At 69.8% G+C, this 15,996-nt stretch carries 13 protein-coding genes; 7 read left to right on the forward strand and 6 right to left on the reverse strand.

Going from position 1 to position 15,996, the window contains the following annotated elements:
* Positions 1-260: 260 nt before the first annotated feature.
* Both AC4GYU_RS10920 and rpoH read left to right on the forward strand, forming a co-directional pair.
* A complete protein-coding gene (locus tag AC4GYU_RS10920; RefSeq protein ID WP_491086980.1) occupies positions 261-1,214 on the forward strand; it encodes an RluA family pseudouridine synthase in 954 nt (317 codons plus the stop codon).
* A gap of 59 nt (positions 1,215-1,273) precedes the next feature.
* Positions 1,274-2,179: an RNA polymerase sigma factor RpoH gene (gene rpoH / locus AC4GYU_RS10925; protein ID WP_491086981.1), complete on the forward strand. Its 906-nt coding sequence runs from the start codon at positions 1,274-1,276 to the stop codon at positions 2,177-2,179.
* 10 nt (positions 2,180-2,189) lie between these two features.
* Here rpoH and AC4GYU_RS10930 read toward each other — a convergent pair whose 3' ends face one another.
* Complete coding sequence (locus AC4GYU_RS10930) at positions 2,190-3,239, reverse strand: YihY/virulence factor BrkB family protein (protein WP_491086982.1); 1,050 nt, start codon at positions 3,237-3,239, stop codon at positions 2,190-2,192.
* Between the two features lie 140 nt (positions 3,240-3,379).
* On the opposite strand from AC4GYU_RS10930, the gene AC4GYU_RS10935 reads away from it, so the two are divergent.
* From AC4GYU_RS10935 to AC4GYU_RS10950, 4 genes are all read left to right on the forward strand, one after another.
* Complete coding sequence (locus AC4GYU_RS10935; RefSeq protein WP_491086983.1) at positions 3,380-5,407, forward strand: elongation factor G; 2,028 nt, start codon at positions 3,380-3,382, stop codon at positions 5,405-5,407.
* Positions 5,408-5,556: 149 nt separating this feature from the next.
* Positions 5,557-6,864 (forward strand): dicarboxylate/amino acid:cation symporter, encoded by a 1,308-nt coding sequence (locus tag AC4GYU_RS10940; RefSeq protein ID WP_491086984.1) that lies wholly within the window; start codon positions 5,557-5,559, stop codon positions 6,862-6,864.
* Position 6,865: 1 nt separating this feature from the next.
* Complete coding sequence (locus tag AC4GYU_RS10945; protein WP_491086985.1) at positions 6,866-7,654, forward strand: HAD-IIA family hydrolase; 789 nt, start codon at positions 6,866-6,868, stop codon at positions 7,652-7,654.
* A 12-nt stretch (positions 7,655-7,666) separates the two neighbouring features.
* The gene (locus AC4GYU_RS10950; protein ID WP_491086986.1) at positions 7,667-8,944 is read left to right on the forward strand and encodes a multidrug effflux MFS transporter; all 1,278 of its coding nucleotides are present in this window, start codon (positions 7,667-7,669) and stop codon (positions 8,942-8,944) included.
* On the opposite strand, the gene AC4GYU_RS10955 is transcribed toward AC4GYU_RS10950, so the two are convergent.
* Together AC4GYU_RS10955 and AC4GYU_RS10960 are read right to left on the reverse strand one after the other, a co-directional pair.
* On the reverse strand, positions 8,871-9,746 hold the full coding sequence (locus AC4GYU_RS10955) for a hypothetical protein (protein WP_491086987.1): 876 nt from the start codon (positions 9,744-9,746) through the stop codon (positions 8,871-8,873). The two genes, AC4GYU_RS10950 and AC4GYU_RS10955, sit on opposite strands and share 74 nt — an antisense overlap.
* Positions 9,737-10,132 carry a lasso peptide biosynthesis B2 protein gene (locus AC4GYU_RS10960; RefSeq protein WP_491086988.1) on the reverse strand — a complete coding sequence of 132 codons (396 nt, stop codon included), beginning with the start codon at positions 10,130-10,132 and terminating at the stop codon, positions 9,737-9,739. Before AC4GYU_RS10960 ends, AC4GYU_RS10955 begins: the two co-directional genes overlap by 10 nt.
* A 50-nt stretch (positions 10,133-10,182) precedes the next feature.
* On the opposite strand from AC4GYU_RS10960, the gene AC4GYU_RS10965 reads away from it, so the two are divergent.
* Positions 10,183-11,220 carry a nucleotidyltransferase family protein gene (locus AC4GYU_RS10965; protein ID WP_491086989.1) on the forward strand — a complete coding sequence of 346 codons (1,038 nt, stop codon included), beginning with the start codon at positions 10,183-10,185 and terminating at the stop codon, positions 11,218-11,220.
* Here AC4GYU_RS10965 and AC4GYU_RS10970 read toward each other — a convergent pair.
* From AC4GYU_RS10970 to AC4GYU_RS10980, 3 genes are read right to left on the reverse strand one after another with little or no spacing between them, the layout of a single operon-like run.
* Complete coding sequence (locus tag AC4GYU_RS10970) at positions 11,210-12,586, reverse strand: O-antigen ligase family protein (RefSeq protein WP_491086990.1); 1,377 nt, start codon at positions 12,584-12,586, stop codon at positions 11,210-11,212. The genes AC4GYU_RS10965 and AC4GYU_RS10970 overlap by 11 nt on opposite strands.
* Positions 12,583-13,764, reverse strand: coding sequence for a tetratricopeptide repeat protein (locus tag AC4GYU_RS10975; protein WP_491086991.1), 1,182 nt, complete (start codon positions 13,762-13,764; stop codon positions 12,583-12,585). The genes AC4GYU_RS10970 and AC4GYU_RS10975 overlap by 4 nt, the downstream gene beginning before the upstream one ends.
* The gene (locus AC4GYU_RS10980) at positions 13,764-15,971 is read right to left on the reverse strand and encodes a GumC family protein (protein WP_491086992.1); all 2,208 of its coding nucleotides are present in this window, start codon (positions 15,969-15,971) and stop codon (positions 13,764-13,766) included. Before AC4GYU_RS10980 ends, AC4GYU_RS10975 begins: the two co-directional genes overlap by 1 nt.
* Positions 15,972-15,996: the final 25 nt, after the last annotated feature.

A 15,996-nucleotide genomic window follows, 5' to 3' on the forward strand; every position in this document is an offset into this window, starting at 1 on the left:
ATGCGGGTTCGATCCTGCCCTTCCCACCGATTGCCGCCGCCGCTCCAGCCTCGCACCCGGCCGCCGAAGGTCACGGCATGTCGCCTTCGCTGCCGGACGATCCGTGACCCTTTTCCCCTCGCAACCGGGGTCACATCCCGGAGAAGCGCCGCCCCCCCGCCCTGTGTCACCCTCGTGACCTTGCCGCGCGGAACAAAGACCCGTCCGACTCGACGTCCGCGCCTTGAAAAGGCGCTGCCCCCTTCCCATCTCCTTTGTTCATGACCGGGGGGTCCGACATCATCGACATCGCGCTTGGGTCCGGTCACGCTGGCTGGCGGCTCGACCGTGCGCTGGCCGATGCCGTCCCGACCCTGTCGCGCGAGCGGCTCAAGAGCCTCGTCAAGTCGGGCGCGCTCGATCGAGCCGGGACCGCGGTCCGCGACCCCGCGCTCAAGGTCAGCGGTACCGAGACCTTCCGCCTCACCGTTCCCCAGGCCGCGCCGGCCGAGGCCGAGGCGCAGGACATTCCGCTCCACATCGTCTTCGAGGACGATCATCTCCTCGTCGTCGACAAGCAGGCCGGGCTGGTGGTGCATCCTGCGGCGGGCAATCTCGACGGGACGCTCGTCAACGCGCTCCTCCACCATTGCGCCGGTCGCCTGAGCGGCATCGGCGGGGTCGCCCGCCCGGGCATCGTCCACCGGATCGACAAGGATACATCGGGGCTGATGGTCGTCGCCAAGACCGACGTCGCCCACGAGGGGCTGGCCAGGCAATTTGCCGCCCACAGCATCGACCGGCGGTACCGCCTCGCGGTCAACGGGGTGCCGATGGCGCCGCAGGGCACGGTCGACGCGCCGCTCGCCCGCTCGGTCCACGACCGCAAGAAGATCGCGATCGTCGGCGAAGGCCGCGGCAAGCGCGCGGTGACCCACTGGACCCGCCTGTCCGTCGGGCGCGACTCGGCGCTCGTCGAATGCCGTCTGGAGACCGGACGGACCCATCAGGTACGGGTCCACATGGCCAGCCTCGGACACCCCCTGGTCGGCGATCCGGTCTACGGACGCAACAACAAGGCGGTCGCAGCCGTTTGTAAGGCGTTGGAATTCAAGCGGCAGGCGCTCCACGCGGCACGCCTCGGCTTCACTCATCCGGTGACGAAGCACCGTTTGTCGTTCGACAGCCCTGTCCCAAAGGACATGCAGGAACTGTTCAAGGCACTTGGTGTATAAGAAGGGAGATGGCAGGGCGGCTGTGGCGTGCTCTGCCAGAAGAAGGACCGAATATTCTCATGGCACAGGCGAAGGCACTTTCCATTCCTGCGGCGTCCGGCGAAGCCGGGCTCAACCGCTACCTGAGCGAGATCAAGAAGTTTCCGATCCTCGCCCCGGAAGAGGAATATATGCTCGCCAAGGCCTGGCGGGAGCATGGTGACACCGACGCCGCCGCGCGCCTGGTCAATTCGCACCTGCGCCTCGTCGCCAAGATCGCCATGGGCTATCGCGGCTACGGCCTGCCCGTCTCGGAGCTGATCTCCGAGGGCAACATCGGGCTGATGCAGGGCGTCAAGAAGTTCGAGCCCGACCGGGGCTTCCGCCTCGCGACCTACGCCATGTGGTGGATCCGGGCCTCGATCCAGGAATTCATCCTCCGCTCGTGGAGCCTGGTGAAGATGGGCACCACCGCCGCCCAGAAGAAGCTCTTCTTCAACCTGCGGCGGATGAAGAACCAGATCGACGCCTTCGAGGAAGGCGACCTCAAGCCTGCCGACGTGACCAAGATCGCGACCGATCTCGGCGTCACCGAGGAAGAGGTCATCTCGATGAACCGCCGCATGGGCATGGGTGGCGACACCTCGCTCAACGCGCCCCTGAAGGGCGATGAGGGCGGTGAAAGCCAGTGGCAGGATTTCCTGGTCGACAACGGCCCGCTCCAGGACGAGCTGGTCGCGGACGAGGAGGAGAAGCAGGTCCGCCATGCGCTCCTCAACACCGCCATGCAGTCGCTGAACGACCGCGAGAAGCACATCCTGGTCGAGCGACGGCTGGTCGATGATCCCAAGACCCTCGAGGAGCTCTCGCAGGTCTATGGTGTCAGCCGTGAGCGGATCCGGCAGATCGAGGTCCGGGCGTTCGAAAAGCTCCAGGCCGCGCTGATGAAGTCGGCTACCGAGCAGCGCCTCCTCCCCGCCGCCTGATCCTTCGGGGTCAGCGGCGGAAGAGCCGTTTGACGAGGCTCGCCGCAACCACCAGCCCGACCCCGGCGCGAAGTAGCACCGGGAGCGGCCGGGGTTTCGCCGGCGCAGTCACCTCCACCGTCCGAGCCTTCTGCGCCGCGGGGACCGTCTCGGGTTCGGCGGCCACCGCTTTCTGGGTCCGCGCCTGCCGCTCCACCTCGCTGTTCACCTCGGCTCCGAACAGGAGGACGTAGCTCGACAGGTAGAGCCAGGTCAGCAGCACGATCGGCGCCGACAGCGATCCGTAGGTCGCGCCGTAATTGCCGAAATTGCGCACGTAGAAGCCAAACCCCAGGGTCAGCACCAGCCACACCGCGGCGAAGAAGATCGAGCCCGGCGTCAGCCACACCCACCGCGCCTTCGCCCGGCTCGGTCCATAGCGATAGAGCGTCGCCGCCGCCGCCGCCGCGATCCCGCCGAGGATGGCATAGGTGACAAGGGAGATCGCGACCTTGCCCACTACCCCCATGTCGGGGAGCAGCTTCTCGAGCGAGGCAAGGAGCCCGGTCACCGCCGCGACCACGCCCGCCATCAGCACCGCGCCCGCGGTCATCGCCAGGGCCAGGAGGGTCGTCTTCACGAACCCCCGCGTCTCCTTTTCCTCATAGGCGATGTTGAGCGCGGTGACGATCGCGCCCGCCGCGCTCCGGGCGCCCCAGAAAGCGAGCAGAATCGCCGCCGCGAGGCCGAAACCCTTCTTCCCGCCCGAGGTGTAGACCACCTGCTCGAGCTGGTCGCCAATCAGCTTCGCCGCCTCGCCGGGCAGGACCTTGGTCAGGCTCGCCGCCTGCCGCGCGACCGCGTCGGGCGAGACGAACAAGCCGTAGGTCAGCACCGTCGCGCCGAGCAGGGGCACCAGCGCAAGGAAGAAATAGAAAGCGACGCCCGCCGCGACGATCCCGACATTGTCCTTCTGGCTCTCCCCCCAGGTCCGCCTCGCGATCGCCTTCCACCCCGGCGCAGGGATGTCGGTCGGTCGGTCGGGAGCGGAAGCGGAAGCGGAAGACACGGGACTGGTCATGCTGCGCCCAACCGACGCCCGCACGCGCCGTTCCCCCTTGCCAGCCGTGCCCGAGAGGTAGAGCCTTCTCCTCCAATTGGCGCGTGAGGCGCCCGGCAGCGACTCGCGACGCCCTGGTTCCAGGACGAAGGAGAGCTGCAATGCATGAGCATGTCCCCGGCACGAGAGCCATTGCGCTGGTCGGTCCCGCAGGCGCAGGCAAGACCTGCCTTGCGGAAGCGATGCTGTTCGCCAGCGGCACGATCGACCGGCAGGGTGATACGGCGAGCGGGACCAGCGTCGGGGATCCGAGCCCCGAGGCCCGTGCCCGCGGCGGCTCCACCGAGCTCAACCTCATGCACTTCGACTGGCTGGGCGAGCGTTTCGCCCTGATCGACGTGCCCGGCGGGACCGGCTTCCAGGCCGATGGCGCCCGGGCCCTCGCGGTCGCCGACCTCGCGGTGGTAGTGGTGGATCCCGACCCCGCCCGCGCGCCGCTCGCCGCGCCGACGCTGCGGCTGCTCGACGAGCTCGGCATCCCCCACCTCATCTTCGTCAACCGGATCGACGGCGCGCGCGGCTCGATCGGCGAGGTGCTCGAGGCGCTCCAGCCCCTCAGCGTCTCGCCCCTGATCGCCCGACAGATCCCGATCAGCAGCGGCGACACGATCAGCGGCTTCGTCGACGTCGCGCTCGAACGCGCCTTCCACTATCGCCCCGGCCAGCCGTCCGAACCCATCGCCATGCCGGCCGAGCTCGATGCGGTCGAGGCACAGGCTCGCACCCGCCTCCTCGAACAGCTCGCCGACCATGACGATGCGCTGCTCGAGCAACTGCTGATGGACGAGACCCCGCCGCTCGACACCGTCCTTGACGACCTTGCCCGCGAAACCAGCGAGAATCTCGGCGTCTCGGTCCTGTTCGGCTCGGCCTCCAACGGCTTCGGCATCCGCCGCCTGATGAAGGCGATCAGGCACGAGGCCCCTTCCCCGGCCGCGACCGCCGGACGGCTCGGAGTCACCGACCCCGCGCTGTTCGCCTTCAAGGTCAGCCACGGCCATGCCCTCGGCCGGCTGGTGCTCGCCCGTGCGATCGGCGGCGACCTCAGGGAAGGCCAGGAGCTGACCGGCGCCGAAGGCCGCTCGGTCAAGGTCGGCGCGATGTTCGCGCTGCAGGGCGAGCGCAACCAGCGCCTGCCCGCTGCCCGCGACGGCGAAGTCGTCGCCCTCGCCAAGGCCGACAGCCTGCGCGCGGGCGAATGGCTCTCGCGCGGGATACTGCCTCCGCTTCCCGATCTTCCGCTGCCCTCGCGCAACGTCCGGGTCGCGATCCAGCCCGCCGATCGCAAGGACGATGTCAAATTGTCGGGCGCCCTCCACAAGCTTGCGGAAGAGGATCCGACCCTGCTCGTTGAGCATGACGAGGAGGATCATTCGCTGGTCATGTCCGGGGTCAACGAGGAGCAGCTCGCCAATGTTCTCGCCAAACTGAAGCGGCGTCATGGCGTCAGCGTCACCCAGCGCCGCCCGCGCGTCGGCTATCGCGAGAGCGTCCGCCGCAGCGTCACCCAGCGTGGCCGCCACAAGAAGCAGTCGGGCGGCCACGGCCAGTTCGGCGACGTGGTGATCGAGATCCGCCCGCAGGAGCGCGGCGCCGGGATCAGTTTTGCCGAGCAGATCCACGGCGGCGCGATCCCGCGCCAATATATCCCCGCGGTCGAGCAGGGCGTGCGCGACGCCTGCGCCAGGGGCGCGCTCGGCTTCCCGGTGGTCGATGTCGCGGTGACCTTGCTGGACGGCAGCTATCATAGCGTCGATTCGAGTGAGCTCGCCTTCCGGACGGCGGGGCGGATGGCGATGCAGGAAGCGCTCGGCAGCGCGCAGCCGCACCTCCTCGAACCCGTCCACCGCGTGGTGGTGGTCTCCCCGAATATGGCGACCAGCAAGGTGAGTTCGGCCCTCGCCGCGAGGCGCGGCCAGGTCCTCGGCCTCGCCCCGCGCGACGGCTGGGCCGGCTGGGACCGGGTCGAGGCGATGGTGCCCGAGGCCGAGCTTCATGGGCTCGAGGGCGAATTGCGCTCGCTGAGCCAGGGGCTGGCAACCTACGAGGCAAGCTTCGACCATCTCGCCGAACTCAATGGCGCACTTGCCGACAAGGTGGTGAAGGCCGGCGAGCCCGAGCACGCCTGAGCCGCGTCGTCCCCGCGGAGGCGGAGACTCCGGACGGTCGGCATCGGCTTCCGAGGTCTCTGCCCGCGCAGGGACGACGCCCTCTCGCGGCTTGACAACCCGCGCCCGCGCCGCGACCCCGCTTGGCACTTGTCGATACGGAGTGACACGTGGGTAAGCGCCTGACCTGGTACATCCTTCTCGCCCTCGTGCTTGGCCTGCTGGCCGGCTGGGCGATCAATTCGGGTGTCGGCGACTCCACTCCCGAAGGAAAGGCGCAGCTCGAGGCGATCGCCGGCTATTTCGGGATCGTCACCACCCTCTTCCTCCGCCTAATCAAGATGATCATCGCCCCGCTCGTCTTCGCGACCCTGGTCGCTGGCGTCGCGCACATGGGTGACACCGCCGCGCTCGGCCGCGTCGGCGCGCGGACGATGGCCTGGTTCATCACCGCGAGCCTCGTCTCGCTGACCCTCGGGCTGGTGCTCGTCAATCTCCTCCAGCCGGGCGTCGGGCTCAACCTTCCCCTGCCCCCGGCCAATGCGGCGAGCGGGGTCGATACGTCGAACTTCGACCTCGCCAAGTTCGTCACCCACGTCGTCCCCGCCTCGGGCATCCAGGCGATGGCCGAGAACGAGATCCTGCAGATCGTCGTCTTCTCGCTGTTCATCGGCGTCGCGATCACCGCGGTCGGCGAAAAAGCCAAGCCGCTGGTCCGTGCGGTCGAGGGGCTGGTCGAGGTCATGCTGACCGTCACCGGCTATGTCATGCGGCTCGCCCCGCTGGCCGTCTTTGCCGCAGTCGCTGCCTCGATTGCCGAGAACGGGCCGAGCGTCATCCTCACCTTCGGCCAGTTCATCGGCAGCTTCTACCTTGGGCTGGTGATCCTCTGGCTGTTCCTGTTCGGGATCGCCTTCCTCGCCGTCGGCAAGCGCGTGACGCACCTCACCCGCTACATCCGCGATCCGTTGGTGCTGGCCTTCTCGACCGCCTCGTCGGAAGCCGCCTATCCCCGCACCCTCGAGGCGCTCGACAAGTTCGGCGTGCCGCCGCGCATCGCCAGCTTCGTGTTGCCCCTGGGCTATTCGTTCAATCTCGACGGCTCGATGATGTACATGACCTTCGCGACGATCTTCATCGCGCAGGCCTACGGCATCGACCTGTCGATCGGGCAGGAGATCCTGCTGCTCCTCACCCTGATGATCACCAGCAAGGGCATCGCCGGCGTGCCGCGCGCGAGCCTGGTGGTGATCGCGGGGAGCCTCGCGATGTTCAACATCCCCGAGGCCGGGCTGCTCCTGATCCTCGCGGTCGACCATTTCCTCGACATGGGCCGCTCGGCGACCAACGTCGTCGGCAATGCGGTGGCGAGCGTGCTGGTCGCCAAGTGGGAAGGCCCGCTCGACGTCGAGGAGAGCCCGATCATCGAGCATCCGCACGCGCCGAGCCACGTGCCCCCGCCGCCGCCCACCGTCTGACGTGGACCTTGAAGCGCTGCCGGACCGCTACCGGCTGATCCTCTGCGACCTGTGGGGCTGCGTCCATGACGGGTGGCGGATCTTCCCCGGTGTGACCGCGACGCTGGCGCGCTGGAAGGCGCAGGGGCGGACGATCCTTTTCCTCACCAACGCGCCGCGCACCGCGAGGGCGATCCGCGCGCAACTCCTCGCGCTCGGCCTCGATCCCGCGCTCGACGACGGCATCGTCACCGCCGGCGAAGCGGGCGCGGCGGCGCTTCTCGGCCGCCCGGTCGGCTTTTGCGGGACCCCGGAGGACCGGCGCGACCTCGAGGAGCGCGGGCTCGCCTTCGTCGCCGAGGGATTTACCGAGCTCGCCTGCGCCGGCCTCGCCGCGGGCGAGACGGTGGCGGACTATGACCGTCGGCTGCGGGAATGGCGCGACGCCGACGTCCTCCTCCATTGCCTCAACCCCGACCGGATCGTGCACCACCAGGGCGAGGTGATGGTCTGCGCGGGCGCGCTTGCCGACGAATATGAAGCACTCGGCGGGCGGGTCATCTGGTACGGCAAGCCCTATCCGGCGGTCTACGACCACGCGCTGGCGCTCGCCGGCCTCGCCGACCGGAGCGCGGTCCTCGCCATCGGCGACGGGCTCCAGACCGACATGGCGGGCGCGGCGGCCTATGGCATCGACGCCCTCTTCGTCAGCGGCGGCATCCATGCCGGCGAGGCGCCGCTCTTCCCCGACGGCTGGCGGCCGGTCGGGACCGTGACGCAGCTCGGAACCCCGGTCGGCGCTCGAACGTAGGGCGCACTCCCCATGGTTTCCCTTCACTCCTCCGCGCACGGCACCGGGCCGCGCCCCGGCACGCGCGAGACGATCGCGCTGCTCGCCGCCTTGATGGCGATGAACGCCTTCGCGATCGACGCGATGATCCCCGCGCTCCCCGACATCGGCGCGCATCTCGGGATCACCGAGGAGAATCGCCGGCAGCTGATCATCGTCGCCTACACCTTCGGCTTCGGGCTCGGGCAATTGCTCTGGGGCCCGCTTGCCGACCGCTTCGGGCGCAAGCCGATCCTGGTCGCCGGAATCAGCGCCTATGTCGTCTTCGCCCTCGCCTGCTCGGCCGCGCCGAGCTTCGCCTTCCTCGTCGGCGCACGCCTGCTCCAGGGAGCGTCGGCGGCGGTGACCCGGGTGCTGGTCGTGGCGATGGTCCGCGACCTGTTCGAAGGCGAGGCGATGGCGCGGGTGATGAGCCTGGTCTTCATGGTCTTCATGCTGGTCCCCGTGCTCGCGCCCAGCCTTGGCCAGGCGATCCTGCTCGTGGGCCCGTGGCAGGCGATCTTCTGGGTGCTCGGCGGCTACGGCCTGCTGATCGGCCTGTGGAGCTTCTTCCGCCTCCCCGAAACATTGCACCCCGAATATCGCCGCTCGCTGCATTTCGGCGAGCTCCTCGGCGCCGCGCGGACCGTCCTGACGGAGCGCCAGTCGCTCGGCTATACGGTCGCGCAGACCGCCATCTTCGCCGGCTTGATCGCCTACATCAGCTCGATCCAGCAGATCATCTTCGACGCCTTCCAGCGGCCGGAATCGATCGGGCTTGTGTTTGGCGTCATCGCCGCGCCGATGGCGCTCGCGAGCTGGCTCAACAGCCGGATGGTCGGCCGGTTCGGCCTGCGCCGGGTCGGCCATTCGGGCGCCGCGGCCTTCGCCACCCTGACCCTCGCCCACGCCCTCGTCGGGACCGTCGTCGGCGAGAGCCTGACCGGCTTTGTCCTGTTCCAGGGGCTGGTGATGGCGAGCTTCGCCTTCTGCTCGGCCAACCTCAACACGCTGGCGATGGAGAAGATGGCACCGATCGCGGGCATGGCCTCGTCGATCCAGGGCGTGATCGGGACCATCTTCGCCGCAATCGGCGGGTTCATGATCGGCCAGGCCTTCGACGGGACCCAGCTGCCCTTCCTGTGGGGCCTGTCCTTGTGCGGTGCCTTCGGCCTCGCGCTGATCGTCGCGACCGAGCCTAGGCGGATGTTCGAGCGACGCACGCCCGACCGTGATCAAGCACCGCCTGCCCGAGCTGCGCCAGCCGAGTAAGGTCGCGCGGTCGCGCCAGCCGGAAGACGGGCATGATCCGGGCAAGCGCGGTCACCTCGAGCCAGTGCTTCGCCGCGCTGCCGGTGCGCGCGACATATTCGCCGCGATAGGTGTGGTCGAACAGCGCCTCGACCGCCGCCGCCCCGGCGAGCGGCGTGATTGCGATCTCCGGCCCGTCCTCGAGGACATAGAGCGCGCGTAAGGCGAGTCCCTCGGGCGCGAGATCGCCGCTGGACGCGGGCACGTCCCATTTGTCGAAATCCTCGTCGACATAGGAACGCTGGAGCCCGTCCGCCGAGAGGCCGAGCGTGTCGATCGCATCGCGCCACAGCCGGAAGCGCGGCACCCCGGGGAAGGCCAGCGCCTGCCCGCCCTCGATCCGGATCGCGACCACATCGTCGCCGATCAGTTTCTGCCCGTGATGCGTGAGCCAGGCCGCGAGCGTCGACTTGCCCGCTCCCGACGGCCCCGCCACCGCGATTCCCCCGCCCTCGAGCGCGATCGCATTGGCGTGTAGCGGAAGCAGGCCGCGCTGGTGGAGGAGCATCCCCATCGCGCTGCCGAGAAGATAGAGGCGGACATTGCGCTCGGGCATGCCGGGCGGCGCGTCGACCAGTATCTCGCGGCCGTCGCGGACCGCGAAGGCGCCCGCCTCCTCGACGACGAGATCGGCCATCCCGCTAAGGTCGGCGCGGCGAACGACAACATCGGCCTCGCCCCCCGTCGTCACCGCCGGCAGCCCCGGAAGCACGATCTCGCTGTCGATGGTGAGGCCGAACAGGCGCACCCGGGTCATGGCCATTGCCCGACCTCGGTGAAGTTCGCCGCCGTCTCGCCGCCATGGACGATCCGGCGATCGAGGCTGACCCAGACATGCGCCGCAATCTCCTCGCCGAGCGCCACGCCATAATGGAGGACGGCAGGAAGCCCGCGCCGCCGGAGCATCCGCTGGACCGTCAGCCCCTGCTCGAAGCAGAGTGCGCGAAAGGGCATCCGCCGCGCGACCGCGGCGACGGTGCGCGAGAGCTCCGTCACGTCGACCGGGCGGACGGGGCCGAGCGGCACCGTCCCGAACCCGACCGTTTCCGCGAAGCTCCGGCGCTTGATCGCAAGCGCGGCCCGGACGAGCAAAGGCCCGGCCTCGGCCGCGAGGCGAAGGCGCGCCGGCGACTGGCGAAAAAGCCTCATCGTGGCCCGCTGGCGTTCACAAGGGCGGCGGCTTCGCTATGGACTGGCAAATGGATCCCACCCTTCGCCTGCTGCTCGACAGCTGCCGCCCCCGGCTGAGCGATGCCGAGCTGACGCTCATCGGCAATCGCCTCGCTTCCGCCGACGGCAAGGCATTGGTCGCCCTCGCCCGCCGCCACCGCGTTGAAGGGCTGGTGTGGCGGACGCTGCAGCGCGCGGGCGTCACGCCGGTCTGGGCGGGCAAGCTTGGCAAGGACGCGCGGCAGATCGCCGCCGACGGACTGCTGATGGCGGTCGAGGCGGCCCGCATCCACCGCGTGTTCGGCGCGGCCTCGCTCCCCCATCTCTTCCTCAAGGGACAGACGGTGGGCGTGCTGGCGTGGGACAATCCCATGCTCAAGCGCCAGCTCGACATCGACCTGCTCGTCCCCCCGGGCGCGATCGGCAAGGCGGCGGCGCTGCTGTCGGGCCTCGGCTATGTCCAGCAGGTGCCCGAACCCTCGGTCGACCCCGCCGACTGGCATCGCAGCCGCAAGGAAAGCGTCTGGCGCAGCGACGACGGGATCCTGCTCGACCTTCACAGCCGGGTCGCCGACAACAAGGCGGTGCTCCCGACCGTCACCGCGACGGGCCCGAGCCGGATGGTCGAGATCACTGGCAGCATCGCGCTTCCGACCCTGCCGACGCGGCTCCTCGTCCCCTATCTCGCGGTGCATGGCGTGACGAGCGCCTGGTTCCGGCTGAAATGGCTGGCCGACTTCGCGGCCATCGTCAGCCGCCTGCCGGCACAGGAACTCGCTGCCATCGCCGAGGAAGCGCCGCGCCTCGGCGCGGGGCGCGCGGTCGCCGCCGGGCTGGTTACCGCCAATCGCCTGCTCGGCACCCGGCTCCCGCCCGAGCTCGTCTTCGACAAGGGCAGTCAGAAACTGGTCGACCTCGCGATCAAGGCGCTGTCCGACCCGCGCGAACCGACCGAACATGCCTTCGGGACCATGCCCATGCACCGGGCGCAGCTGATCCTGCTGCCGGGCTCGCATTTCTATATGGGCGAAGCGCTGCGCCAGTTCGGCGCCGTGCTCACGCGCTGACGAAGCCATCGTCCGTCAGGACGAGGTGGCGCGGCGCCCGCTCGGGCGCGCCGTCGCTCGGCACGCTCGCGGCCTTGCGGCTGCGCGGCTCGGCCATGAAGGCGAGGCAGAGCGCGAAGATCGCCTGGATCGAGGCATCGCGCAGCGGATAGTCGACCAGGCTGTGGCCAAGGATCGCGGCCGAGGCGATGGTCGCGGCCAGCGCCACCCCGTCCTTCTGCTCCGACCGCCACAGCCGCACCGCCTGCGTCGCCCACCAGGCAAGCAGGGCGACCAGCAGCAGGAGCCCGGGAAGCCCGGTCTCGAGCAGCCACTCGAGCGGATCGCTGTGGGCGTGGTTGATGTAGAAGCTGTCGACCTTGGCCGGGTCTTCGCGCAGGCGGTAGACACGCTCGAACGTGCCGAGGCCGGTGCCGACCGGGAAGGTCTCGGCGATCGCGGGGATGGTGTTGCGGTAGATTTCGCTGCGGCTCGCGACCGAGCTGCTGCTTCCGGCATCGGTGAAGATCGCCAGCACCGCCGCGCCCGCCATCAGGAGCGCCAGCGCGAGCCCGCCGAGCCAGCGGACGTGCCGCGCCGCGCCGGGCAGCGCGAGGCCGATGCTGGCGAGGATCACCGGCCCCGACAGGGCGAGCGCCGCCATCGAGCCGTTGAGCACGATCCCCATGACGACCACCGCCAGCGCGCCGAGCGCGATGGTGATCCGCCCCATCCGTGCCTTGGCGTCCGAGCGGCGCGACTTGCGCTGCGCCCGGCCGATCACCGCGGCGAGGAAGGGAATGGTCACCAGCAGCAGGGTCGCCTGATGGTTGGAATTGGCGAACAGCCCGGCGGCGGTGCCGGTGTTGCTGATCGGATAGAGATAGGGCCCGCCCTGCGCGAGCTGGACCGCGCCGAGGAGGACCGAGATGGTCGTGCCGAGCCCCAATGCGGCGATGCACCAGCGGGCCTTGAACGCGCCGAGCATCAACATCGCGGCGATGACGCCGAGGGGGACGGCAATGATCGGGAGGATCGCCGCGGTCGCGCTCGGCGACAGCGACCACTCCAGCCACGGCAGCGGTTCGCCGCGCAGGGTGAAGCTTTCCGCCGCGGCCTGGCGGCCGGGAAGCGCTGACCAGATTTCGGGCGGCAGGGGAATGATCTGGGCGAGCGCCAGCGCAAGCCAGGCGACCCCGAGCCAGATCAGCATCCGCGCCGGCGGCGTCACGTGGCTGCGCTGCTCGGCGAGCATCGCCCAGACGAGGAGGAGGATCCCGCCGAGCTGGAGCGTGAGGTTGAACCAGATGCCCTGCGTGCTTCCGCCGAGCAGCAGGCAAAGGAAGAGATAGGCGGGCACCACCGCCTGGCGCAGCGCCGGGCTCATGCCGCGCCTCCGACCGGCTTGAGGTCGATCCGAACGAGGTCCGCCGAGGTGGTCCGCGGGAAGTCGCCGATGCGCGCCCACACGGCCAGCTTCTGCGAGGGACAGCCAGGGGGAATGGTGATCATGCTGTCCTGCGTCTGTCCGCTGATCGGGATGATGACCGGCGGGACCGAGCTCGCCGGGCAGGTCAGGCGCCACTCGAACGTGCCCGCCGGGACGGCCGCGCCAAAGGCGAAGGAAAAACGGTAGCGGCCCGGCGGAAGGAGCAGGACATGCTCGGCGAGCGACGCGTCCTCGCGTCCGTAGGAGACCAGCCGCATCGGCCCGTTGGCGACCGCTTCGGCGACCCCGCCCGTGGCCGAGGGATAGCGCCAGGCGAGCGGCCCCGCGGCCGCGCCCTGGTTCCAGCTGCCGAGCCCGCCCGTCGCCGACACCCCGGTCCGGGCGAGCAGCAGCCGCGCCCCGTCGACCTTGCCGGCGCCGAGCTGCACGTCGACCGCGCGGCGCAGCCAGTCCTCGCCCCGGTCGCGCGGCGTCGCGAGGCGCGCCATGATCATGGTCGCGGCCGGATCGAGAGAAAGCTGCTTGAGCACTTCGGTCCGAAGCGCCGGATCCTCGCCCAGCACCGGCGCGACCTTGGCCAGTGCCGCCGGCTGGCGAATGTAGGTGGCGAGCGCACCCGCGAAGCCCGCGGTGGCGGCGCCGAGGCGGCGGCCGAGCACCGAGATATGGACCATCGCCTCGCCCAGCCGCTGCTGGCGGATGAGGAGGTCGGCGAAGAGGAAATGCCCTGCGGTCGAGCGCGGGTCGCGGCGCAGCGCCGCGCTCAGCAATTGCTCGGCGCGCTTGCCGTCACCCCTGGCGAGACTGTCGGTGGCGGCGACCAGGAGCGGCTCGGAGGCGAGCGGTTCGGACCGCGCGGCCTCGCCGACCATCGCCACCGCGGCGGCGGGCGGAGTCTGGCCCCGGGCTGCGGCCGCGCCGATCTCTGCGAAGGCGAGGTTGAGCAGCGGCTGGGGGTGCGACGGCCAGGCCGCATGGGCGATCGCCGGCCTTTGCTCCGCCTTGGCCGCGACGATCGCCGTCCGTCCGGCATGGGCGGCGAGGACCGCAAGCCCAGCCACCGCCAGCCAGCGGCCCCAGCGATGTGAGCCCGGCCCGCCCCCCAAGTCCGGCATCAGCCCTCCTGGTGGTGCGGGATGAGCGCGATCCGCTCGCGCCGGTCGTCGAGATCGCCGTAGCGATAGTTATAATAGCTGTAGCCAGCGGTGGTTTCGGTCGCCTTGGTCAGCAGGCCGCCCAAGAGGTGCGCGCCCGACGCCTCGAGGTTGTTGAGCGCCTCGGCCGCCTGGCGGGTACGGGTCCGGCCCGCCTCGACCGCGAACAGCACGTTGCGGCAGGTGTGCGCGATCAGCGGCGCGTCGGCGAGGCCCATCACCGGCGGCGAGTCGACGATCACCATCTGGAAGTGCATCAGCGCTTCCTCGATGATCATGCCGAAGCGGCCCGAGCCGAGCAGGTCGGCCGGATTGGGCGGAAGCGCCCCGCACGGCAGCAGCGACAGATTGTCGAACTGCGTCGGCGCGACATGCTGTAGCACGTCGTCGTCGTTGGTCAGCAGCTTGGTCAGGCCGATCTCGTCGCTCGCCGCGCGGAAGGCGGGCTTGCGCAGGTCGGCGTCGATCAGCAGCACCGAAATCCCGCGGCGAGCGAAATTCTGGGCCAGCGACAGCGCCGACGAGGACTTGCCCTCGGCCGGCGAGGTCGAGGTGACCATCATCGTCCGCGGCGCGCCATGTTCGGTGGTGAAGCGCAGCGCCGCGGCGGCGGCGCTATAGGCTTCGGACACCGCCGACCCCGGATCCTTCAGGTCGTCGATGAAGTCGCCCTTGGTCAGGCGCTTCGGAATCATGCCGAGGCACGGGATGCCGAGCTTGTTGCGCATGTCCTCGCGGGTGCGGATCGTGTCGCGCAGCATGTCGAGGCCGATGGCGGCGCCGAGGCCGGCGATCAGGCCGAGCGTCAGGCCGGCAAGCAGGTTCAGCGGCAGGCGCGGCTTGAACGGCGTGGTCGGGACCTCGGCGCGGTCGACGATCGAGACCGGGCTGTTGCCGACCCCGCCGGCGACGCCGATTTCCTTGTAGCGGCCGAGCAGCGCGTCGTAGAGGCTGCGGTTGGTGTCGACGTCGCGCTGCAGGATGGCGTAGCGGACGCTGCGGCCGCGCAGGTTCAGCACTTCGCCCTTGAGGCCCGAAACGCGGCCTTGGAGCGCGCGCTCGGCGGCGGCGGCGGCGCGATATTCCTGCGCCAGCGTGTTGGTGCGGCCGGCCGTGACCTGAGCGCCCTCGCGATTGATCTGCTGCGCCAGCGCGTCGATCCGCGAGCGCAGGCTGATCATCTCGGGATGCTCGGGCTGAAGCTCGGTGCGTTTGTCGCTATATTCCGCTTCGAGCGCGGCGCGCTGCTGGCGGAGCGCCTGGGTCGAGGCATTGACGTCACTGGTCGGACCCGACGCCGCGGCGGCGCGATAGGCACCCTCGGCGGCGACGCGGCGGGCGGTCGCCTGGGCGAGCGCCTCGTTCAGCGCGGCGAGGCTTTCGCCCTGGAGGCTGTTGCCGGCCTCGGGCGAGTTGGACCCGCCCTGCCCGCCCGAATTGAGCGTGATGATGCCTTCGGCCTGCGCATATTGCGCCAGCTGCCGCTCGCTCTTCTCGAGGTCCGAGCGGGTCTTGGCGATCTGCCGCTCGAGGAACTGGCGGGCATAGGCCGAGCTTTCGAACCGGCGCTGGAGGCCGGCATTGATGAAGCTGTCGGCGACCCCGTTGGCGATCTGGGCGGCAAGGCGCGGATCGGGCGAGGTGAAGCTGTAGCGGACGAGCGTGCCTTCCTTAGGCGCCTCGACCTCGAGCCCGTCGGCGACGACGCTGCCCGCTTCGCGCAGGCGGTCCTCGACCGAGCCCTCGGTCCCGGCCACTGCCGGATTGCTGACGAGGTTGAGGTCCTGCGCGGTGCGCTCGGCGACCGCGCGGCTCTGCAGCAGGCCGACCTGGGTCGCGATGAAGTCCCACGCCTGCTGGCCGTCGTTCTGATAATCCTTGCTCTCGCCGAGGACCTCGAAGCGCGGCGGATTGACCTCGAGCGTCACCCAGCTGCGATAGAGCGGCGTGGTCAGCATCGAGACGATGATCCCGCCCGCGATCCCGAGCACCATCGCCGCCAGGATCAGCCAGCGCCATTCCTTGACGATCCGGATGAGGCTGGTGATGTCGAGCTGCGTGCCATGCACCGCGGCGCGCGACTGCCCCGCCTGCGGCGCGGTCGCGGGAATGTCGCCGGGGGCGGCCGGGAGACGGCCTTCAGGACGGAAGGCGAGATCACGATTCACGAGTGGATAATCCTTGCAGGCCGCA

It is taken from the genome of Sphingomonas sp. SP2 (genome assembly GCF_058313385.1).

Excerpts from the sequence above, each read along its gene's own strand:
- AC4GYU_RS10930 (WP_491086982.1), bottom strand. The coding sequence starts at position 3,239 with ATGACCAGTCCCGTGTCTTCCGCTTCCGCTTCCGCTCCCGACCGACCG.
- AC4GYU_RS10975 (WP_491086991.1), bottom strand. The coding sequence starts at position 13,764 with ATGCCGGACTTGGGGGGCGGGCCGGGCTCACATCGCTGGGGCCGCTGG.
- AC4GYU_RS10920 (WP_491086980.1), top strand. The coding sequence starts at position 261 with ATGACCGGGGGGTCCGACATCATCGACATCGCGCTTGGGTCCGGTCAC.
- AC4GYU_RS10955 (WP_491086987.1), bottom strand. The coding sequence starts at position 9,746 with ATGGCCATGACCCGGGTGCGCCTGTTCGGCCTCACCATCGACAGCGAG.
- AC4GYU_RS10960 (WP_491086988.1), bottom strand. The coding sequence starts at position 10,132 with ATGAGGCTTTTTCGCCAGTCGCCGGCGCGCCTTCGCCTCGCGGCCGAG.
- AC4GYU_RS10970 (WP_491086990.1), bottom strand. The coding sequence starts at position 12,586 with ATGAGCCCGGCGCTGCGCCAGGCGGTGGTGCCCGCCTATCTCTTCCTT.
- AC4GYU_RS10935 (WP_491086983.1), top strand. The coding sequence starts at position 3,380 with ATGCATGAGCATGTCCCCGGCACGAGAGCCATTGCGCTGGTCGGTCCC.
- AC4GYU_RS10950 (WP_491086986.1), top strand. The coding sequence starts at position 7,667 with ATGGTTTCCCTTCACTCCTCCGCGCACGGCACCGGGCCGCGCCCCGGC.
- AC4GYU_RS10965 (WP_491086989.1), top strand. The coding sequence starts at position 10,183 with ATGGATCCCACCCTTCGCCTGCTGCTCGACAGCTGCCGCCCCCGGCTG.
- rpoH (WP_491086981.1), top strand. The coding sequence starts at position 1,274 with ATGGCACAGGCGAAGGCACTTTCCATTCCTGCGGCGTCCGGCGAAGCC.